Origin of the sequence: Hymenobacter properus (assembly GCF_015694735.1) — a bacterium.
Taxonomy (GTDB): Bacteria; Bacteroidota; Bacteroidia; order Cytophagales; family Hymenobacteraceae; genus Hymenobacter; species Hymenobacter properus.
In genome coordinates, this window is the sequence record NZ_JADQDP010000001.1 from 1,366,988 (window position 1) to 1,387,992 (window position 21,005).

General features: G+C 61.9%; 14 protein-coding genes. 7 read left to right on the plus strand and 7 right to left on the minus strand.

The genetic code is table 11. The features are described 5' to 3' along the window. Positions 1 to 99: 99 nt before the first annotated feature. From I2I01_RS05705 to rhaT, 7 genes are all read right to left on the minus strand, one after another. The gene (locus I2I01_RS05705) at positions 100 to 1,344 is read right to left on the minus strand and encodes a hypothetical protein (RefSeq protein WP_196285436.1); all 1,245 of its coding nucleotides are present in this window, start codon (positions 1,342 to 1,344) and stop codon (positions 100 to 102) included. Positions 1,345 to 1,408: 64 nt separating this feature from the next. Continuing rightward, positions 1,409 to 4,276: a glycoside hydrolase family 2 protein gene (locus I2I01_RS05710; protein WP_196285437.1), complete on the minus strand. Its 2,868-nt coding sequence runs from the start codon at positions 4,274 to 4,276 to the stop codon at positions 1,409 to 1,411. 206 nt (positions 4,277 to 4,482) lie between these two features. Then, a complete protein-coding gene (locus tag I2I01_RS05715; protein WP_196285438.1) occupies positions 4,483 to 6,228 on the minus strand; it encodes an FG-GAP repeat domain-containing protein in 1,746 nt (581 codons plus the stop codon). Positions 6,229 to 6,345: 117 nt separating this feature from the next. Beyond that, positions 6,346 to 7,143: a rhamnogalacturonan acetylesterase gene (locus I2I01_RS05720; protein ID WP_196285439.1), complete on the minus strand. Its 798-nt coding sequence runs from the start codon at positions 7,141 to 7,143 to the stop codon at positions 6,346 to 6,348. Positions 7,144 to 7,252: 109 nt separating this feature from the next. Further along, entirely contained in the window at positions 7,253 to 8,020 is a 768-nt protein-coding gene (locus I2I01_RS05725) for a rhamnogalacturonan acetylesterase (RefSeq protein WP_196285440.1), read from the minus strand. A 135-nt stretch (positions 8,021 to 8,155) separates the two neighbouring features. After that, complete coding sequence (locus I2I01_RS05730; protein ID WP_196285441.1) at positions 8,156 to 10,108, minus strand: rhamnogalacturonan lyase; 1,953 nt, start codon at positions 10,106 to 10,108, stop codon at positions 8,156 to 8,158. Between the two features lie 75 nt (positions 10,109 to 10,183). Next, on the minus strand, positions 10,184 to 11,278 hold the full coding sequence (gene rhaT, locus I2I01_RS05735; protein WP_196285442.1) for an L-rhamnose/proton symporter RhaT: 1,095 nt from the start codon (positions 11,276 to 11,278) through the stop codon (positions 10,184 to 10,186). 288 nt (positions 11,279 to 11,566) lie between these two features. On the opposite strand from rhaT, the gene I2I01_RS05740 reads away from it, so the two are divergent. The 7 genes from I2I01_RS05740 to I2I01_RS05770 all read left to right on the plus strand — a co-directional run bounded on the left by I2I01_RS05740 (position 11,567) and on the right by I2I01_RS05770 (position 20,978). After that, entirely contained in the window at positions 11,567 to 13,675 is a 2,109-nt protein-coding gene (locus I2I01_RS05740; protein ID WP_196285443.1) for a bifunctional aldolase/short-chain dehydrogenase, read from the plus strand. Between the two features lie 312 nt (positions 13,676 to 13,987). Next, a complete protein-coding gene (locus I2I01_RS05745; RefSeq protein ID WP_211537833.1) occupies positions 13,988 to 15,031 on the plus strand; it encodes a GntR family transcriptional regulator in 1,044 nt (347 codons plus the stop codon). A gap of 246 nt (positions 15,032 to 15,277) precedes the next feature. Continuing rightward, a complete protein-coding gene (locus tag I2I01_RS05750) occupies positions 15,278 to 16,561 on the plus strand; it encodes a TIM barrel protein (RefSeq protein WP_394369263.1) in 1,284 nt (427 codons plus the stop codon). Further along, positions 16,558 to 17,943, plus strand: a complete 1,386-nt coding sequence (locus tag I2I01_RS05755; RefSeq protein WP_196285445.1) for an FGGY-family carbohydrate kinase — start codon at positions 16,558 to 16,560, stop codon at positions 17,941 to 17,943. Before I2I01_RS05750 ends, I2I01_RS05755 begins: the two co-directional genes overlap by 4 nt. 168 nt (positions 17,944 to 18,111) lie before the next feature. After that, positions 18,112 to 18,852, plus strand: coding sequence for a (Fe-S)-binding protein (locus I2I01_RS05760; RefSeq protein ID WP_196285446.1), 741 nt, complete (start codon positions 18,112 to 18,114; stop codon positions 18,850 to 18,852). Between the two features lie 165 nt (positions 18,853 to 19,017). After that, entirely contained in the window at positions 19,018 to 20,412 is a 1,395-nt protein-coding gene (locus I2I01_RS05765) for a lactate utilization protein B (RefSeq protein WP_196285447.1), read from the plus strand. Beyond that, positions 20,409 to 20,978, plus strand: a complete 570-nt coding sequence (locus tag I2I01_RS05770) for a LutC/YkgG family protein (RefSeq protein ID WP_196285448.1) — start codon at positions 20,409 to 20,411, stop codon at positions 20,976 to 20,978. Before I2I01_RS05765 ends, I2I01_RS05770 begins: the two co-directional genes overlap by 4 nt. The last annotated feature ends 27 nt before the right edge of the window (positions 20,979 to 21,005 follow it).

Here is a 21,005-nt window from a genome sequence, read left to right on the forward strand (position 1 = left end):
GTCGCTGCCTCACCAGTCCTGTGCCCAGCCTGTGCCGGCGCTACCGGACGGGCCGCGCGGCATCCGGGTCGGCATTGAGGCGGTAGCTGAGCATGGCGCTCAGGCACCAGGCGTGTAGGTATAGGTGGTTTCGGCGCGGCCAATGGGCGTGCTGTAAGCCAGCGTCACGGCCTCGTGGTCGTAGATGCGGCCCAGGAGCGTGAAGGCGAAGCGTTGGTGGCTCAGGCCAGCTTCCAGGTAAGGCAGGGCCGTGCCCCAGAATTGATAGATAAAGCCGCTTTGCTCGGGGCCGTAGTGGTAGTCGCTGAAGCCGTCCCAAAACGTGTTGAGCTCGTAGCCGACGCCCGCCAGCACCTGCGTGCGCGGGCCCACGGGCCAGAAGCCCCGCAGGCCGAGCTGCAGGCCCACCACCGTGCCGCTCCACTGGTAGCTGCCGGCTGTGCCGCCAAAGGAGGCCGGCTCGCTCCGGCCAAACCGCGACGCCATAACGGCCGAGTGCAGGGCCAGCCGCCGCCGGCCGTTCACCACATCGGCGTACAACCCGAGCTGGGGATGCAGCCGGGCGTCGGCGTTGAGGCCGTGCAGCACGGCGCCGGCCTGGCCCTGCCCGTCGAGGCGCACCGAGTTGAACCGCAGTCCGGCCAGCGCGCCCACCCGAAGGGCCAGGGCGGGCCGCACCTCCGGGCCCCGCACGGCAATTTCCTGCCCGGCCCGCCGGGCTTCTGAGCAGTGCTGGTTGTAGGCCTGCACGAGGCCGGTGAGGCCGGCGGCGGTGAAGGGCGTATTGTCCAGCTGGCGGGTGAGGGCTTCGCAATCGCCGAAATAGCGCAGCAGCTGGCTCTTAAAATCGTTGGCATCGGCCACGCGGGTGGCGCCTTCTTTGTTCACCAGGTAGTTGCGCGCGGCCAGCTCCAGGAAGGGCTGGCCGGGGCGCTGCACGAAGAAATGCCGGGTGCCGTTGAGGGTGAGGCCACGCAGCGAGGCTGGCCCCAGCACCAGCACCTCGGCCAGTACCGACTCGGGCGTTTGCCGGCGCACCACGTCGTAGGAAAGCAGGTCGACTTTGGTTTGGGCGGCGCGGTCGAGCGGCAGGGTCTCGCGCCGCCACAGCCGGCCCGACGACACATACAAGCTCGCCAGGGATTCGCTGGAATAACTCTCCCAGGGCGCGCTTGCGGCCGCCCGGAACCGGACGGTGGCGGGCGGTTCTTCCCAAAAGGCATTTTCCACTTCGCCCCGCAGCGTGTCGCCCCGTTGCAGCACCAAGTAACCCGGCTCAACCGCTTGGCTGTGTGCTACCTGAGTGCCGAAGACCAATAAAGAGGCAAGAAAAATTTTCCGCATGGCTGGAGGACATAATGACCGAACGAATGTAGTCCTTAAGTCCCCATTTCCTTCGAATTGCTTTTTAGAATAAATCGTCCTTCACCGGGGCTACGTAGGGCTGGGGTTTGCTATCCGTCGGCGGCAGGCCGAAGTAGAAATAGAGCGTGCGCTTCAGCGGTTTGCCGTCGAGGTGGTTGAGTTCCGAATTGGGACCGAGGCGTTCGGGGTGCTGGTCGATGTTGAGCCCCAGTTTGGTTCCGATGGGCGGGATGCCGTCGAGGAAGGAGATGTCGCCGGTAGGCAAGCCGGGCTGGGGCTTCACGCCCGAGAGGCCGTAAAAATTGAAGCGCCGCACGAACAGGCCCGGGTCGGGGCTGGCCACCAGAAAGGCGCCCTCCACGGTGTTGAATTCCATCCAGGCCACGTCGGCAAAGTAGCCCTTGAACTCGGGGTAAATCCAAGGGGCGGCGCCAGTTTGGGTACTGTTGTTGGCGTTGGTCCAGGTGTTGAGGGAGGTACCCGCCAGGCGGTTTTTCCAGGCCCGGTACGGCCCCTGGCCCAGCCATTTGGCCCCGATGACGAAGTTTTCGGGGTAGCTGAAGCTGAGGCCGGTGAAGGGAAAGTCGCCGCTCAGGGCATACTCATAATCCATCTGCAGCCAGCCGGTGGTGTGCATTTTCCAGCGCACGGTTTTCAGGGCGCCGGTATAGCTGGCTTCCACCACTTCCCCGTCGGCCTCGGGGCGGTGCGTGAGGCCGGTGAAAGCGGCGGTGCCTGCCACCAGCACGGGGCCGTTGGCGAAGCTGAGCTTGTCGCCGTTGTTGCCCTTCACGCCACCGAGGCGGCCGTTGGTTTTATTGAAGGTGACCGAAATGCTGTTGGCCGTGAGGTTGAGCGTGGAGTCGGTTTCGGCCACCTGCACGGCGGGCTGGTCCTTGGCGGCCAGCGCCAGCACGCCCTCCAGTAGCTTGGCGTTGCCACCGGTTTTCCAGGTCCATTTGTACACGAGGTTCTTCTGCGGGTCGAAGGCCGAGAGCACCAGCGCGTCGTAGCGTTGGAAGTCCTTGGGCAGGTCCAGCTTCAGCTTGCCCGTGGCCAGCGGGGCAACGGCGGGGCTTTTGACGCGGCTTTTCTTGCCGGAGAGGCTCCCCGCAAACGGGTCGCCAGGCTTACGGAAATTCACCACCTCCCACTGGAAAAAGCACTGGCTGAGGTTAGTGAAATGGTAGCGGTTTTCAACCGGAATGCTGCCGTCGAACTTGGCCGGCAGTTGTTTGAGGGTGATGTGCACGGGCGAGAAAATCTCGCGGATGGCGTAGAAGCTTCCCTCCTTCTCGCGGTGCGGGCCCACGAGGCCGTCGGGTGCGTTCACGGCGTTCACGTCGATGATGTTGCGCTCATCGGTACGCACAATTCCCTCATCTACCAATGCCCAAAGGAAGCCGCCGCCCGAGCGCTGGGCCTTCCAATGCAGCTCCCACATATCGGCCAGCCCGGCGCCTCCGCCCCCGTCGTCCTGGCTGTGCAGGAATTCGGTGGGCATGTAGATGAGCGAGTCGGCCAGGATTTTCTGGGTGCTGTAGTAGTCCTCGTAGTGGTTGCAGTCGATGCCGCTGGCAGCGTTGCCGGGCCGGTGGTGCGGGTGAATGACGGGCCGCCGGGTGAGGTCATACTGATAGAAAATGGCGTCCAGCTCCTTGTTGGTGCCGCCCTCGTTGCCATTGTCCCAGAAAATGATGCTGGGGTGGTTCTGGTCCTTCTCCACCATGCTGCGCACCAGCGGGGTGCCGGCTTTGGTGCTGTAGAATTTCTGCCAGCCGGCCAGCTCGTCGAGCACGTAGAGGCCCAGCGAGTCGCAGAGGTGCAGGAATTCGGCATCGGGCGGGTAGTGCGACATGCGCACGGCGTTCATGTTCATCTCCTTCAGCAGCTTCACGTCCTGCAGCTGAATGCTGTCGTTGAGGGTGCGGCCGGTTTCGGGCCACCAGCTGTGGCGGTTGGTGCCTTTCATCTTCACCTGCGTGCCGTTCACATAGATGCCCTTGCCGCGCCGCACCTCAATGGTGCGAAAGCCGAAGCTCTCGGTGGTTTGGTACTGAGTTTCGGAGCCGCTGCGCAGCGTGAGACGGGCGCGGTAGAGACTGGGCGTTTCGCTGGTCCACTGGCGTGGGTTTTTCAAGGTGGTGCTCAGGCGGGCCAGGGTATCGCCGGCGGCCACGCTAGTGCTTGCGGTGCCCACGGTTTGGCCGGCCTGGTCAATGATATCGACTTGCAATTGGGCCGCCTGCTTCACGTTGCGCACGTTGGCGCGGAGCGTGAAGCTGCCGTTGGCGCGGGCATCAATGGCCACGTTGTCGGCATATTGCTGCGGGAACGACTGCAGAAACACCGGTCGGAATATCCCACCAAATACCCAGTAGTCGGCCAGCCGCTCGGCGTTGTTCACGCTGGCATCGGCCGACATTTTGCTCACTTTCACTTCCAGTAGATTGGATTCGCCGAACTTGAGCTTGTCGGTGATGTCGTATTTAAAGCGGTAAAAAGCGCCTTGGTGCACGGCCCCGGCCACCTGCTCGTTCACCTTCACCTCGGTGTCAGTCATCGAGCCTTCAAACACGATTTCGACGCGCCGGCCGCGCCAACTGGCGGGCACTGTAAAGGAGTGTTTGTAGAGCCCCTGCTCATCGGCGAAGCGGAAGTTTTTGCCGTAAGTCTTGTAGTCGCGGCCGTAATTGTAGAAGCCAAAACCCTGCTGCTCCCAGCACGAGGGCACGGCAATGGTGGTCCAGTAGCCGCTCTGGCGCCCGCCGGTGCAATAGAAGTCCCACTTCACAGTGGGGTGGTTGTCGCGGCCCGAGAGGTATTGGATTTGGCGCTGGGTGGCGGGTGTTTGGGCGTGGGATGCTTGCGAGTCAAGCAAGGCGAAGAGCAGCAGGCAGAAGTATTTCATAAGCAATATCGGATTCGACTACGCCATCATGCTGAGCGCAGCCGAAGCATCTTTACTGCCCCATCTGTCATCCTGAGCAAAGCGAAGGACCTTATCAAGCTAGAACAATAAACGTTCGTCGGTGATAAGATGCTTCCTTCGTCAGCATGACAGACGGCGCGAGCGAGATGCTTCGCTGCGCTCTGCATGACGTAGCATTGTAAGCGCTAGTAATGCGTGTGGTTCACCACGGCGTTGCGCAGGTATTCGAGGTCCTTCTTCTGGTCCTTGCCGCTGTGCGTGGCACTACGGCTGCCAAAGACACTCAGCCGCCCTTGGTTCAGGGTGATGACTTCTTCTGCGCCCTGACCCGTGAAATCGAACATGTGGAAGACTGTATCTGGGAAATACAGTTCGCCGGTGCCCGCGTCGTTCAGCCGGAACTTGTGCCAGAACAGCCAGGTAGCGCCGTCGCCGCGCCAGTGGCCGCGCACAAAATCGGGGTTGCCGTTGATGGGGTTACCGGGCCATTTATTCACCAGGTTGCCCGCGTTGTCGAACCAGTAAAGCTGACTGGAAAGGCCGGGCTCATCGGTTCCTTTCGTGCCGTAGGTGCGCCCGCCGATGACGACCTGCGGACCGGCTACGCCCTTCAGAAAATTACCCACGGCGAGCTGCTGGCTATGCTCGGCGGTGTTCTGCCAGATGATTTTGCCCGTCATGCCGTCATACACGAACACGCCGGTTTCGCTGTTGGCCGTGGCGATGTCGAGCCGGCCGTCCCCGTTTATGTCAATGAACTTGTAGCTGTCGGCGTGGTCGTGGTTGTCGGGCAGCAGGTCGAAGCGGTTCCAGATTTCCTGGCCCTTCGTGTCAAGCAGCAACGAGCCCACCAGCACTTCGTCGAGGCCGTCGCCATTGAGGTCGACGGGGTACACGTAGTGGCCAAGGTTGTCTTTTTTGCGGTGCTCGGTGTGTTGCCAAAGCTGCTTAAGGTCGGCGTTGTAGGCCGTCATGTTCTGGGTGCCGCCCATGTCGGTGTACGCCACCAGGTCGTTGGCCGGGCCCGCGTGCAGGTGGGCAATGGCCAGCCGGAAGTTGTTGTACACGTGCGGCAGCGGCTGGGTGGGCCAGGGCGTTTTGCGCAGGATGCGGCCGGTGCGCCCATCGGCCACCACCAGCCACTCTTTCCCTTCGATGAAGCGCCAGTGCACCACTTCGGCCCGGCCGTTGCGGTCGAAATCCCACAGCACGCCGGGCGCTTCAAATTCTGACCGCTCCTTCACGTATTCAGTAGGCGCTTGGTAGGCCCACAACTCCTTGCCCGCGTGGTTGAACACATGGGCTGAAAAGTCGGGCTCAAGCACCATGAAATCGGTCTCGCCGTCGCCGTCCACGTCGCCAAACTTCACGGCGTTCGACAGTGGAATGCTGTACTGCTTCAACAGCACCACGTCCTCCGGCAGCTGGTAGGGTCGCACGTCGTTTTCCTGCAAGTTGGCGTTTTTGCTCAGCACCAGCACGTCCACGGCCGCGCCCATTTCGATGCGCGTGAGCTTCACGTAGGCCGGCCCAGCGGGTAGCTCAAACGTGCCACCGACCTGCCAACTCAGCGGACCGCGGCCGAAGCTTTCGGCCGTCACCTTGTCGTTGACGGCCACTTTGAAGCTGGTGTTTTTCTCGCCCTGGCTGCGCACGTACAGCGTGTAGCGTCCCGCCTCCGGCACCTGCACCCGCACCTGCATGTTGGTTTTCGACTTCAGCACCAGCGCGGTGTTGTTGAAAATCCAGGGCGCTTTCAGATTACCCGCATCGGCGATGACAACACCCTTGGGTATCTCCTGAATAAAATCGGAGGCTGGAATGATGACCGTACCCGGCAGCGGCGCAGGGCGGGCAGACGGCGTCTGGGCGCTGCCGCTCCAGCTGCCTAAGCAGCACTGGAGCAGCAGCCACGCGGCAAGTTTTTTCATAAGCAGGCGACAGGTGGGAATAAGTGTTGCGAAGGAATTGCCGGTCCCGGTTGTAAGCCTCCTGCACCGTCCTGACCCTCCCCGGCAGGTAGAGGCCAGTGGTGGGTGTTGCGAATTCTACTTCAAGTACTTGCGCAACGCCAGCCCCTTGGTGGCCCGGATGCCCTCGGCCACGGTGGCCGCGTTCAGCTGTGCGCCGGCCTCAATGGTGTGGGTATGGTCTTTGGCGGTGAAGTAAACAGTGCCCACCTTGGCCTCGCCTTCGCGGTCGTATTTATCGGCCACCAGCTTGTTTAAGTCAATGAAATAGGCGCCGCCCTGCCGGGCCGCTTCGGCGGCCCACTGCGTGTAGCCGGTAGTGGCCCGGTTTACTTTGCCGTCCTTCCACCCGTTGCGCGGCACCAGCGAGCACACCACCGGTGTGGCGCCTTTGGCCTTGGTTTCACTAATGACTTTGCGCAGGTACCAGCCGTAGCTGTGCACCACTTCCTGCTGCTTGGTGAGGGGGTTGTAGATTTCCTGGCTTTCCTCGCCGTTGCTTTTGAGGGTGCCGCGGGCGCGGGCGGTGTCCGCCAGAGGGCCGTCGTCGTTGTGGCCAAACTGCATAATGACGAAGTCGCCGGGCTGGAGCTTGGTGCGCACGGCCTCCCACAGCCCCTTGGTTTGGAAGGTGCGGCTGCTGGTGCCGCCTAGCGCGTCGTTCTCGATGCGAATGCGGGTGGTGTCGAAGTGGGCGGGCAAGTAGTTGCCCCAGCCCCAGAGGCCACCGTCGCCCCGGCCCTTGCCGTTTTTTACGGTCGAGTCGCCGATGAGGTAGAGCGTGGGCTTGCGCTTGGGCGGTCGGGCAGTAAAGGCGGCGAGTAGCAGCGCGAGGCAGAGCAGGCCGGCGGCGAGAGTGGTTTTAGTGGGTTTCATAGCGTCAGTGTTTTTCACTTCTGTCATCCTGAGCGCAGCGAAGGACCTTATCACACTTGGGCTTTCTAAGGTGATAAGGTCTTTCGCTGCGCTCAGGATGACAGACGATTTACTTTTTTAGGTATTTATTGAGCGCCAGTTTCTTATTGGCCCTAATGCCATCGACCACCGATTCGGCGTTGACTCGGGCGCCGGCTTCGTTAGTGTGGGTGTGGTCGCCGGGGAAAAACTTTTTCACCTCATCGGGGCCCAGCTTTTCGTATTTCAAAGCGGTGATGTCGTTCAAATCGATAAACGCGACACCTTCCTGCTGGGCCACTTCCTGGGCCCACTTGCCAAAGTCGTTGCCGGCCCGCACGACCTTGCCATCCTTCCACTCGTTGCGCGGAATCATGGAGCAGACCACCGGCGTGGCTCCTTTAGCCTTGGCCTCGCGGATGAATTTGCGTAGGTACCACCCGTAGGTGTTCACGGTTTCGGGGTGACCGTCGGGCCACACCAAGGCCTTTGTTTCCTCGCCGGTGCCGCGCAGCACGCCGCGCCGGCCGGCCTTGCTGGTGTCGGGTACGCTGCCCTCGTTGTGGCCAAACTGCATGATGAGAAAGTCGCCGGGCCGGATGGCGTCGATGGTGGTTTTCCAGCGGCCTTCGCTGATGAAAGTGCGGGTGCTACGCCCGGCCTTGGCGTTGTTGCGAATCTTGATTTTGGTAGTGTCAAAGTAGGCGCCGATGACGTTGCCCCATCCCATCTGGCCCTTGCCGGTATTGTTCACCGTGGAGTCGCCGATGATGAACAGCGTGGGCGGCGGGCCGGGCTTGCGGAAGCTGGCGAGGAACAGCACGAGCAGCGCGAGTGGCAGGAGGAGCTTTGGTTTCATGGAATGGGGTATTCAGGAGTTTGTTCGTGATGCCGAGCGCAGCCGAGGCATCTCGTGTACAGCAGTAATTTCATCGATTAGAATGCGTTGCGCACGCGAGATGCCTCGGCTGCGCTCAGCATGTCCGTCTTTCGCTCAATTTGCTTTCATCCCCTCCCCGAGGAAAAAGCCCGGGTGCGGCGGCTGGTTGTACCCCACGTTCTCGCGGGCTACGCCGAGGCGATAGGCACGGTCCTGCATGAGCGTGACGAGGCGGTGCGTAGTCGGAATGGTGGTGCTGAAGATGAGCAGCGCCGAATTGTCGGCCGTGCGCCACACCACTTCCTCGCGCCAGTCGCCCAGCAGGTCGGCGCTAAGGCAGGGCGTAGCTTTGGTGCCGTTGCAGGAGGCCGCGCCGAAGGCTTTACCGTCGAGCAAAGTACTGAGCTGGCTGGTCTGGTAGTCCCACTTCTCCACGCGGGTATCGTTGAGCAGTTCGCGCAGCAAGTCGCCGTCCCACCACAGGCCGAAGTTCACAGAGCGTGGCGCAAGACCGAGGCGCTCGCCCTGGCAACTGAGCAAGCCCATTTCAGCCACATTGGTCCATACTTCGGCGCCGGGGTGGCGCGGGTCTATGTCGGCGGCCATGCCGCGGCCCACGTCCTCACCCGGCAGCTTGGAGAATAGAATTTCGCCCGACCCCGCGGCATACATGGCGGCGCCAGGGCCGTTTTCGTGGCCAGGCACTTTCTCTTCGTTCTCGTGCACACCCCAGGCTTCGAGGCCGGGACGGCTGGGGTCAAAGTCACTCACATGCAGGGCATCGCCGTGGCGCAGGCCGGTACTGAACAGTCCAGTGCCGTTATCATCTACCACCATTGAGCCGTACACGATTTCATCCTTGCCGTCGCCGTCCACGTCGTTCACGCTCAGGCCGTGGTTGCCCATGCCGGAGAAGGGGTTTTGCCCGTCTTTCGAGTCGAACACCCAGCGCGAAGTAAGCTTGCCGCCGCGCCAGTCCCAGGCGGCCAGCACGGTGCGGCCGTAGTAGCCGCGGCACATTACCACGCTGGGCCGCTGGCCGTCGAGATAAGCCACGCCGGCCAAGAAACGGTCCACGCGGTTGCCGTAGCTGTCGTTGCCCCCGTTGCCGCCGATGCCGCCCCAGCCGCCCAGCTCGCCCCGGGCGGGCAGGTAGGGCGTGCTGGCCAGCGCCGCGCCGGTGCGTCCGTCGAACACGGTGAAATACTCCGGCCCGGCCAGGATGCGGCCGTACTTGCTGTCGCGCGGGCCGGGCACTTGCACGCCGTCGGTTGGCACCGTCAGAGAGCGGTAGTCCTTGCCGGCGTCGCCGAGGGTTTTGCCCGCGCCATCTACGGTGCCGTCGGCGGTCTTGCAGGCCACTTCGGCCCGGCCGTCGCCGTCCAGGTCGTAAGCCATGAACTGCGTGTAGTGCGCACCCGCCCGGATATTCTTGCCCAGGTTGATGCGCCACAGGCGGGTTCCATTCAGCTTGTAGGCATCGAGGATGACCGGGCCGGTGATGCCGCTGGAGCCGTTGTCGCGGCTGTTTGTGGGCTCCCATTTCAGCACGATTTCGTACTGGCCATCACCGTCGAGGTCAGCGGCCGAAGCGTCGTTGGCGACGTAAGTATAGGGGCTGGTTTCGGCGCCGCTGCTCACCGTGCCGCCGGGCGGCGGCTGCAGCGGCAGGCGCAGGTAGCCGTCGGCCCAGACCTTCGTAAGCTCAAGCTTTTCATGGACTTTAAGCCCTACAGCCCCGCCCCGGCGAACGGTATAGGTATAGCTAGTCGCCTCAGCTTTCTTAGCGGTGGCATCAAGCCAGTTTGTACCGGCTGCCAAAGGCGTATCGTTCAGCTTTATCGTCGGACCGGAAGCCGTCTGACGGTATACATCGAAGACAACATCAGGCGCATCAGAGTCCAGCAGGCGCCAGCTCACGAAGACCTTGCCATCGGGCATTGCCATGGCTACCACGCCACGTCCCAGCCGCTCGGCCTGCACCGGCGGGGCGGCAGGTGGTGCGGCCACCGGGCGGGCGCTGAGCAGGCCGGTAGTCAGCAGAAAAGCGGCGAAGTGTTGGGTCATGGCGTTGAACAAAAAGCCCGGGCCCCATCTACCGACAAGGCCCGGGCGCTTGGCCTGCGGCAGTTTTAGCAACAGTTATTGAGCGGCAGTATTCTCCACGGCGGCCGTGTCCTGCGCGGCCTGGCTGTGCTCGGGCGAACCCAGGTAGTTGCCGTAGCCCACCACCACGGTGGAGAGCACCACGGCGATGATGCCGAGCGTCACGGTGCGCATGGTGGCCTTGTTGGCCCCGCGCCACTCGTGCAGCACCAGGCCCCACATGCTGCTAAAGGCGATGATGAAGGCCATGTGCAGCGTCCAGCCCGAGAAGCGGTAGGCGCCCATCTGGCTGTCGCCCATGCCGTAGAAGAAGAACTGGAAGTACCACGTGGTGCCGGCCAGCGCGCAGAAAATGATGTTGCGCAGGGCGGGGTACGAGGGGTTGAGGTAGTCGGTGTAGGTCTTGTTTTTGAAGTTGAGGTAGAGGCACCAGATGGCGTTGGTGGTGAGGCCGCCCAGCAGGATGATGACCAGAATGGCGTTGTTCACGAACAGCGGGTTGGTGCCCTGCGCCTCGGCCAGCTTGGCAATGGGCTGCCCGGCTGTGAGGCCGAACGAGAAGCAGGCACTCATGATGCCCGAAAACACGGCCACCATCAGGCCTTTTTTCAGGTCGAACTCAGCAATGGATTCCTGCTTTTGCTCCTGCGTGAGCGTCTTTTCTTTGAGCAAACCGGCCCGGCCGCAAATCAGAATGCCCAGCACGCATACGCCCAGGCCCAGCAGGATGTAGCGGCCCGAAGCCGTGGCGGCCAGCTCACCCATCTTGCCCTCGTAAATGGGCGGCACCAACGTGCCAAACACGGCGCACAGCCCCAGCGTGACGGCCATGCCCAGACTCAGGCCCAGATAGCGCATGGCCAGCCCAAACGTGAGCCCGCCCGTGCCCCAAAGCACGCCCCAGAAATAGGCCCAGAAAATGGTCGACGAATCGGCCTGGTGCAGCACCTCCAGCAGGTTGGGCACGGTGAGGTAGCCCAAAATCCAGGGGGCCAGCAGCCAGCTCACGATGCCGCCCACCAGCCAGTAGCTTTCCCAGGCCCAGCCGTTCACCTTCTTATAAGGCAAGTAAAAACTGCCGGAGGCAAAGCCGCCCAGCGCATGAAGAATAACTCCCCAGATAACAGCCATAACAATGTCGTTTTGGGCAAAGCTGCCAGGTAAGTGAGTCCAAACCCTCCTGTGCTCTCCTGACCGCGAAAGTAGCGCGGGCTTTTAGTCCGCGTCGCCGCGCCGCGTGGGTTTCGGTCAAGACCGCGGACTACAAAGTCCGCGCTACGGAACCGCTACACATAACCTTAACAACTTTTTACCAACGAAGCAGGAGAGTGCAGGATGTAACCCCTCTCCCACTCCCGGCACCTTTGTAGCAAGCAAAATCAATCCTGTTTTCTGGTTAACCGCAACCGAAGCCCTATCATGGAAAAAACCCTCACTTTCCAGCACGTCAGCTACCTCTGGGACGAAGCCAAAGCCGCCGAGCTGGCGGGCGACGAAGTAGCCCTTTTCCTCTACCGCTCCAACCTGCTCGGCGCCGACCTGCGCCTGACCAACTACGCCGGCGGCAACACCAGCTGCAAAATCCAGGAGACGAACCCCGTGACCGGCGAAGCCGCCGAAGTGATGTGGGTGAAAGGTTCGGGCGGCGACATCGGCACCCTGACCCGCTCGGGCTGCGCCAACCTCTACGTGGAGAAGCTGCACCAGTTGAAAAACCGCTACCGCGGCCTCGAATTTGAAGACGAGATGGTGGGCCTGTTCGAGTACTGCCTCTTCGACCCCAAGTGCGCCACGCCCAGCATTGATACCCCGCTGCACGGCCTGCTGCCCTTCAAGCACATCGACCACCTGCACCCCGACGCCCTGATTGCCATCGCGGCCAGCAAGGACGGCGAGCAAATCATGCACGAAATCTGGGGCGACACCATGGGCTGGCTGCCCTGGCAGAAGCCGGGTTTTGACCTCGGCCTGCAGCTCGAAAAGATTGTAGCTGAAAACCCCGGCCTGCGCGGCGTCATCCTCGGCGGCCACGGCCTCTTCACCTGGGGCGACACGTCGTACGAGTCGTACATGAACACGCTCGAAGTCATTGAGCAAGCCGCCACCTACCTCGAAGCCAACTACGGCAAGAAAGGTCCGGTATTCGGGGGCGTGAAGCGCGAGCAAACCCTCGACGCTGCCGGCCGCCGCGCCGCTGCCGCCGCCGTGATGCCCGTGCTGCGCGGCCTGGCCAGCAGCCAGCGTCGCATGCTGGGCCACTATACCGACGACAGCCGCGTGCTGGAGTATGTGAATTCGCACGACCTGGCCCGCCTCGCCGCCAAAGGCACCTCCTGCCCCGACCACTTCCTGCGCACTAAAATCCGCCCGCTCGTACTCGACGCCGACGTGATGCAGGGCGATGCCGCCAGCGTAAAAACTTACCTAGAAGCGCAGTTTGAGGCCTACCGCAAGGACTACGTGGCCTACTACGAGCGCAGCAAGCACGCCAACTCGCCTGCCGTGCGCGACTCCAACCCGGTTATCATCCTGTGGCCCGGCGTGGGCTTGTTCTCTTTCTCGAAAGACAAGCAGACCGCCCGCGTAGCCGCCGAGTTCTACACCAACGCCATCAACGTGATGCGCGGTGCCGAAGCGGTAAGCACCTACCAGGGCCTGCCCGAGCAGGAAGCCTTCAACATCGAGTACTGGCTGCTGGAAGAAGCCAAGCTACAGCGCATGGCCCCGCCCAAGGCCCTCTCCGGCAAAATCGCCTACGTGACCGGCGGCACCGGCGGCATCGGCAAAGCCATCTGCGAGGAGCTGCTGAAGTACGGCGCCTGCGTGGTGGCCGTGGACCGCGACCGCCTCGAAGAAACCCAGGCCGACCTGCGCAAGCAATTCGGCAAGGACAGCGCCATCACCGCCCCCATCGAAGTAACCAGCGCCGAGAGCATTGCCGAGTCGCTGAAAGCCGGCGTACTGCAATTCGGTGGCGTCGACATCATCGTGAACTGCGCCGGCCTGAGCATCAGCAAGCCGCTGGCCGACACCACCCAGGCCGACTGGGACATCCTGAACGATGTGCTCGTGAAAGGCCAGTTTCTGGTGAGCCAGGCTGCCGTGACCATCCTGCGCCAGCAGGGCCTGGGCGGTGACATCGTGAACATCGCCAGCAAAAACGGCCTCGTGGCCGGCCCCAACAACGTGGCCTACGGCACCGCCAAAGCTGCCCAGCTGCACATGAGCCGCCTGCTGGCCGCCGAACTCGGTGGCGACAAAATCCGCGTGAACACCGTGAACCCCGATGCCGTGCTGCGCGGCTCGAAAATCTGGGAAGGCGACTGGGCTGCTGGCCGCGCCAAGGCCTACGGCATCTCGGTAGAAGAGCTGCCCGCCCATTATGCCAAGCGTACCCTGCTCGGCGAGGAGTTGCTCTCCGAAGACATTGCCAAAGCCGTGCGCGTATTCGTGGATGGCTCGCTGAGCAAGAGCACCGGCAACGTGCTGAACGTGGACGGCGGCGTAGCCATGGCCTTCGTGCGCTAATTGGCTGGCAATTGTGCCGGTTGAGTTAAGTAGAACGTCATGCTGAGCGCAGTCGAAGCATCTCGCTTGTGGTAGTAATCCAGTCGATTGGATTTACTGCTGCACGGGAGATGCCTCGGCTGCGCTCGGCATGACGTTCTGTTTTTTCCCTCATGGCGTTCTTTTTTATGCGAATTTCGCCAGCTATCTATCTGTCCGCATTGCGGAAAAAGCTACATTTGGGTAACGCCCCACGTTTTTCTCCTCTCCCACTTCCTCTTTTGCGCTGCTGAATTTCGCCGCTTCCAACCGGGTTTCCCTTAGTAGAAAAGCATGAAATCACCTGCCTTGCCCACCACCTCCGGGATGTACCAACTTCAACTAAAGCCCCTCGATAAAACGCCGAAGTACAAGCAGATTGTGCAATCGGTCATCATGGATATTGAGCGTGGCGTGCTGAAAAACGGCGACCACCTGCCCAGCATCAGCGAGCTGAGCGTGGAGCACTACCTGGCCCGCGACACTGTCGAAAAGGCCTACCGCGAGTTGCGCGAGCGGGGCTTCATTACCTCGGTGCAGGGCAAAGGCTACTACGTGGAAGCCAGCGACACCTCAAAGCTGAAGATTCTGCTGGTTTTCAACAAGCTGAGCTCCTACAAGAAAGAAATCTACTACGCTTTCCTCGAAACCCTCGGCGACCGCGCCACCGTCGACCTGCAGATTCACCACTACAACGTGAACCTGTTTCAGGAAATCATCGAGAAGAACCTCGGCAAGTACAACTACTACGTGGTGATGCCACACTTCACCCTGGACACGCCCAAGGAGCAGTCGCGGGCCATTCTCAACACCATTCCCAGTCAGGAATTAGTGCTGCTCGACAAGGACATTCCGGAGCTGACTCACGACTGTCTACGCGTTTTCCAAGACTTCGACAAGGACATTTTCAACGCCCTGGAAAGCTCCGAAGACCTGCTCGAAAAGTACTCGCGCCTGGTGCTGGTATTACCCTCCGACGCCAACCACCCGGAAGAGTTGCCCTGGGGTTTCCGCTCCTTCTGCCTGATGCGCAACAAGGAATTTGCGGTGGTTGAGAATGCCAAGAACGAAGTGGTGCAGGCCGGTACCGCCTACGTGGTAATCCGCGAAACCGACCTAGTGGAGCTGGTGAAAAAAATCCGCCAGACCAGCTACCTGCTGGGCCGCGAGGTCGGCATCATTTCCTTCAACGAAACGCCCCTGAAGGAGCTGCTGAACATGACGGTGATTACCACCGACTTCGTGGCCATGGGCAAAACCGCCGCCACCCTGCTGCTGGAGAAGCAGCGTGTGAAGGTGAAGAACCCGTTTTACACGATTCGGCGGGGGTCGTTGTAAGGCCGTAGCCAGAACGTCATGCCGAGCGCAGCCGAGGCATCTCGCGTGCCGAAGTAATCACAATCATTGAACGATTGAGTTACTACCACACGCGAGATGCCTCGGCTGCGCTCGGCATGACGTTCTAATAACTAGCCTGTCCCCACTTTCCGCAGCCAAAAACAGGAGAGCCCAGAACAGTTCGCGCTTTGGGGAGCGGGTAATTTGTATCTACCCAACCAACACCGGACCTAACTCCTATAGCCTATTATGTTCTCTGACCAACGCCTCGCCGAACTCAACCAGCCGCTGCTGGCCGAGCACCAAACCCAGTTTCAGTACACGGCCGAGTCGCCGCGTCTGCGTCACGCCGATGTGGCCGCCGTGGTGCAGAAGCTGATTGATTTTCAGGTGGCTATTCCGAGCTGGGCGCTGGGCACGGGCGGCACCCGCTTCGGCCGTTTTGCGGCCGGCGGCGAGCCCGCTACGCTGGAAGACAAAATCAGCGACGTGGGCATTCTGCAGGCGCTGAACCGCTCGTCGAACTCCATTTCGCTGCACATTCCTTGGGACATTCCGCAGGACATTGCCAGCTTGCAGCAGCTGCTGAAGGAGAAAGGTTTGGTGATTGATTCGGTGAACTCCAACACCTTTCAGGACCAGAAAGACCAGCCGTTGTCCTACAAATTTGGCTCGCTTAGCCACACCGACAAGGCGGTGCGCGAGCAGGCCATTCAGCACAACATCGACTGCGTGCGCTACGGCCAACAGCTCGACGCCAAGACGCTGACCGTGTGGTTGGCCGACGGCTCCAACTTCCCCGGGCAGTCGCACCTGCGCCGCGCGTTTCTACGCACGCAGGAGTCGCTGGCGGCCATCTATGAGGCCATGCCTTCGGACTGGACCATGCTGGTGGAATACAAGCCCTACGAGCCCAACTTCTACTCGATGGTGATTCCCGATTGGGGCACCTCACTGGCCTTGTGCCAGGCTTTGGGGAAGCAGGCGCAGGTGCTGGTTGACCTCGGCCACCACCTGCCCAACACTAACATCGAGCAGATTGTGGGCCGCCTGCGGCAGTTCGGCCGCCTGGGCGGCTTCCACTTTAACGGTTCGATGTACGGCGACGACGACCTGACGACCGGCAGCATTAAGCCCTTTCAGCTGTTTCTAATTTTCAACGAGCTGGTAGACGCCGCCCTCGACCATTCGGTGCCCGCCGAGGCCGTGGCCTACATGATTGACGCCAGCCACAACGTGAAAGACCCGCTGGAAGACCTCCTGCAATCGGTCGACAACATCCTCTCGGCCTACGCCAAAGCCCTGCTGGTGGACCGCGAGGCCCTGGCCGAAGCCCAGGACGCCAACGACGTGGTGCGCGCCGAGGAAATTCTGCGCGATGCCTTTCTCACCGACGTGCGCCCGCTGGTATCGGAAGCCTATCTGCGTGCCGGCGGCGCCATCCGGCCTCTGGCCGCCTTCCGCGCCGAAAGCGTGCGCGAGAAACTCATTCAGCAGCGCGGCAAACACAGCGTATCGACGGGGCTATGAATCCAACCATCAAAAAAACCGTCTACGCCGTTTTTGACATCGGCAAGACCAATAAGAAGTTGATTCTCTTTGATGAGGACCAGCAGATTATCAACGAGGAGCTGCACGTGTGCACCGATGTGCTGGACGACGACGGCTTCGTGTGCGACCACCTGCCCCGCCTCACGGAGTGGGTACTCGACCACTGGAAGCAGCTGCGCCAACACCCGCACTACACCGTGAAGGGCGTGAACTTCACTGCCTACGGCGCCAGTTGGGTGCACCTCGGAGCCGATGGTCAGCCCATGCTACCGCTCTACAATTACCTCAAGCCCATGCCGGCTGACATCGAGGCCAAGTTCTACGCAGAGCTGAGCCAGTCGCCCGAGGAGTTTGCGGCCGACACCTGCTCGCCGCGCCTGGGTTTGCTGAACTCGGGCCTGCAACTGTACTGGCTGAAGTACGCCAAGCCGGAGAAGTTCGCCCAGATTCACACCTCGCTGCACCTGCCGAACTACCTCTCCTACCTCATTTCGGGCGAGAAATTTAGCGACTTCACTTCCATTGGCTGCCACACGGCGCTGTGGGACTACAAGCGCGGCGACTACCACGAGTGGGTGTACCGCGAGGGCATCGACGAGAAGCTGGCGCCCCTCACCCGCGACTCCATCGCCTCGGTGGTGGATGGCATCATGGTGGGCGTGGGTTTGCACGACAGCACCTCGGCCGTGATGCCTTATCTGGCCGAAAATGACGAACCCTTCGTGCTGGTATCCACTGGCACCTGGTCGGTCACCATCAACCCCTTCAACAGCCAGCCGCTGACGCCGGAGCTGCTGCGACGCGACTGCCTCAGCTTCATGACGCCCCGCGGCGAGGCCACCCGGGCCGCCCGCGTGTTTCTGGGCCGCGAGCACGACTACCAGGTGGAGCGCATTGCCGCCCATTTCCACGTCAAGCCCGATTTTTACCGCTCCATCGTGCTGGCCCGGCCCTACGATGAGGCCTCCGCGGGCTTCCGCCCCGCCTGCATGGCCGGCACCGGCCCCTTCCCCGACCAGCCAGCCGAGGAGTGGGACTTGAGCGGCTTCCGCACCGCCTCGGATGCCTACCAGCACCTCATGCACGGGCTGATTAACATCCTGCTCGAATCCATCCACCTAGTGTGGCAGGGCGAGAAAACCATCTTCGTAGATGGTGGTTTTGCCCGCAACCCGCTCTTCATGCAAACGCTGAGCTGGAACTTCCCGAAGGCGGAAATCCGCACGCTGGAAGTGCCGCAGGCCACCGCGCTGGGCGCTCTGGTGCACCTGGAGCAGGGCGAGGCGCTGAAGAAAACGCAGCCGCTGTTTACGGATGAGGATGACATGCCGCTGGTGGCGGTGCCGGGCCGAACGGTTTGAAGTTGAACAATACCGAATGGTCATGCCGAGCGCAGCCGAAGCATCTCGCGTGCGTAACGGAATCCAATCGAGACAACGATTTTGATTACTGCCACACGCGAGATGCCTCGGCTGCACTCGGCATGACGTTCTAAGGTACCTCACGCCCGAATACGCTAGAAAACAAGAATGAAAGTTGCCCTATTCGTCCCGTGCTACATCGACCAGTTCTACCCGCAGGTCGGCATTGCCACGCTGCAGCTGCTGGAGAAGCTGGGCGTGCAGGCGCACTTCCCCGCTCAGCAAACCTGCTGCGGCCAGCCCCTGGCCAATAGCGGTTGCGAGCGCGACGCGCTGCCCATTTACAAGCACTTCGTCGAAACATTCAGCGACTACGACTACGTGGTGGCCCCCTCAGGCAGCTGCGTGTACCACGTCCGCAAGCACTTCGACAAGCTCGACCAGACCGCCGATGTACAGCATGTGCGCAGCGCGGCCTACGACCTCATCGACTTCATCAGCACCGTGCTGAAAGTGGACGCGCTGCCCGGCGCCTTTCCCCATAAGGTGGGCCTGCACCTGAGCTGCCACGGCCAGCGCGGCCTGCACCAAGCCAATGAATCGGAGATGACGCCCGTGCGCGACGGGCAGCTCAGCCGCCTGCTGCGCTCCCTCGACGGCATTGAGCTCACCCAGCTGAACCGGAATGACGAATGCTGCGGCTTCGGCGGCACGTTCTGCGTGAGCGAGGCCGGCATCTCGGCCCGCATGGGCCAGGACCGTGTGGCCGACCACGTGCGCAACGGCACGCAGGTGCTCACCGGCAGCGACATGTCGTGCCTGATGCACCTCGAAGGCATCGTGCGCCGCGCCAAGCTGCCCATTAAGGTGATGCACGCGGCCGAGATTTTGAATGGGGTAGTAGCCTGAAAGCACCTGTCATCCTGAGCGCAGTGAAGGACCTTATCACGGCTGCGCAATTTGAATTACTGCAAATAGTTCTTCGGTGATAAGGTCCTTCACTGCGCTCAGGATGACAGAATTTCCACCTTCACCCCCCGCAATCCGCCAGCCCCCAAACCACTACCCCGCCTCATGTCCCACGCCATTCGCGCCGATAAATTCTTGCTGGATGCCGACCGCACCACCTGGCACGACGAAACCCTGTGGTTCGTGCGGGAGAAGCGCGACCGGGCCGTGTATGGCGTGCCCGAGTTTCAGGAACTGCGGGAGTTGGCGTCCGGCATCAAAAACCACACCCTGAGCCGGCTCGACCTGTATTTGCAGGAGTTTGAGGCCGCGGCGCAGGCCAATGGCGTGCACGTGCACTGGGCTGCCGATGCGGCCGAGCACAACGCCATTATCCTCGACATCACCCGGAAAGCCGGCGCCACGCGCATCGTCAAGAGCAAGTCGATGCTCACCGAGGAATGCCACCTGAACCCCTACCTAATGCAGCACGGCATTGAGGTGGTGGACACGGATTTGGGCGAGCGCATCATTCAGTTCCGTGACGAGCCACCGAGCCACATCGTGCTGCCCGCTATTCACTTGAAAAAGGAGGACGTGGGCGACACCTTCCACACCCACTTGGGCACGACCAAGGGCGAGAGTGACCCGCAGCGCCTGACTGAGGCAGCGCGGCAGCACTTGCGGGCCAAGTTCATTGCGGGCGAAGTAGCCATTTCGGGCGTCAACTTCGCCATTGCCGAAACCGGCGCCGTGGTGGTGTGCACCAACGAGGGCAACGCCGATTTGGGCGTGAACCTGGCCCGGGTGCACATCGCGGCGATGGGCATTGAGAAGATTATTCCCCGGCTGAGCGACCTGGGCGTGTTCACGCGACTGCTGGCGCGCAGCGCCACGGGGCAGCCGGTGACGACGTACACCTCGCACTTCGCCAAGCCCGCGCCGGGCAAGGAGATGCACATCGTTATTGTTGACAACGGGCGCACGCAGCAGCTGGGGCGGCCCGACTTCCGGGCTTCGCTCAAATGCATCCGCTGCGGGGCCTGCATGAACACCTGCCCGGTCTACCGGCGCAGCGGCGGGCACAGCTACGACTTCACCGTGCCCGGCCCGATTGGCGCCATCCTGTCGCCCAACATCGACATGAAAAAGCACGCCTCGCTGCCGTTTGCCAGCACGCTGTGCGGCTCGTGCACCGACGTGTGCCCGGTGAAAATCGACATTCACACCCAGCTCTACAAGTGGCGGCAGGTGCTGGGCGAGGCCAACGAAATCCCGGCCTCAAAGAAGTGGAGCATGAAATTCATGGGCCGGGTGCTGGCCAGCACGCGGGTGTATGGGTTGGGCGGGCAGTTTGCGCGCAAGGCCCTGCGCCTGCTGCCGCACGGCCTCACCCACGCCCCTTCTATGAACGCCTGGGCCGTGGCCCGCGAGTTGCCCGAGGCGCCCAAGCAAAGCTTCCGCGAGTGGTACGCCAAACAGCCCGCCGCCCAGCCCGCCCCATCCCAGACTTCCGCATGAGCACCACTTCCCGCGAACGAATTTTAGCCGCTGCCAAGGCCAACAAGCCGGCCGAACTGCCATTGCCCACCGTGCCCGATTTTGGCGGTGAGGCCACCGTGGAACGGTTTACGACCGTGCTGGCGGGCATCGGCGGTACCGTGGTGCGCATGGGCGGGCCGGAAGAATTGGAGGCCACGCTGCAGCAGCTGTTTCCCGAAGCGCGCCACGTGGCCTCTCCCCTCTTCCGTGGCACGGTGCCGGTGGATAGGGAGACGCCCACGAGCATTCTGGCCGAAATTGACCTAGCGGTGTTGCCGGGCGAAATCGGGGTGGCCGAAAACGGCTGCGTGTGGCTGCCCGAGGCCAATATGCTGCACCGGGCGCTGCCCACCATCACGCAGCACCTCGCACTGGTGCTCGACCAACGGCGCATTGTGGCCACCATGCACCAGGCCTACGCGCAGCTGCCCGATACGGGCGGCTACGGCAAATTCGTAGCCGGGCCGTCCAAAACGGCCGACATTGAGCAGTCGCTGGTGATTGGGGCGCACGGGGCGCGCAGCCTAGTGGTGCTGCTGTATTAAACCAGGAGCCTTAAGCTTTTCGCAAAA

Bases quoted from the DNA above. Each gene is read 5' to 3' on its own strand.
- I2I01_RS05725 (WP_196285440.1), bottom strand. From the start codon at position 8,020: ATGAAACCAAAGCTCCTCCTGCCACTCGCGCTGCTCGTGCTGTTCCTC.
- I2I01_RS05755 (WP_196285445.1), top strand. From the start codon at position 16,558: ATGAATCCAACCATCAAAAAAACCGTCTACGCCGTTTTTGACATCGGC.
- I2I01_RS05705 (WP_196285436.1), bottom strand. From the start codon at position 1,344: ATGCGGAAAATTTTTCTTGCCTCTTTATTGGTCTTCGGCACTCAGGTA.
- I2I01_RS05715 (WP_196285438.1), bottom strand. From the start codon at position 6,228: ATGAAAAAACTTGCCGCGTGGCTGCTGCTCCAGTGCTGCTTAGGCAGC.
- I2I01_RS05745 (WP_211537833.1), top strand. From the start codon at position 13,988: ATGAAATCACCTGCCTTGCCCACCACCTCCGGGATGTACCAACTTCAA.
- I2I01_RS05765 (WP_196285447.1), top strand. From the start codon at position 19,018: ATGTCCCACGCCATTCGCGCCGATAAATTCTTGCTGGATGCCGACCGC.
- I2I01_RS05710 (WP_196285437.1), bottom strand. From the start codon at position 4,276: ATGAAATACTTCTGCCTGCTGCTCTTCGCCTTGCTTGACTCGCAAGCA.
- rhaT (WP_196285442.1), bottom strand. From the start codon at position 11,278: ATGGCTGTTATCTGGGGAGTTATTCTTCATGCGCTGGGCGGCTTTGCC.
- I2I01_RS05730 (WP_196285441.1), bottom strand. From the start codon at position 10,108: ATGACCCAACACTTCGCCGCTTTTCTGCTGACTACCGGCCTGCTCAGC.
- I2I01_RS05720 (WP_196285439.1), bottom strand. From the start codon at position 7,143: ATGAAACCCACTAAAACCACTCTCGCCGCCGGCCTGCTCTGCCTCGCG.
- I2I01_RS05740 (WP_196285443.1), top strand. From the start codon at position 11,567: ATGGAAAAAACCCTCACTTTCCAGCACGTCAGCTACCTCTGGGACGAA.
- I2I01_RS05760 (WP_196285446.1), top strand. From the start codon at position 18,112: ATGAAAGTTGCCCTATTCGTCCCGTGCTACATCGACCAGTTCTACCCG.
- I2I01_RS05770 (WP_196285448.1), top strand. From the start codon at position 20,409: ATGAGCACCACTTCCCGCGAACGAATTTTAGCCGCTGCCAAGGCCAAC.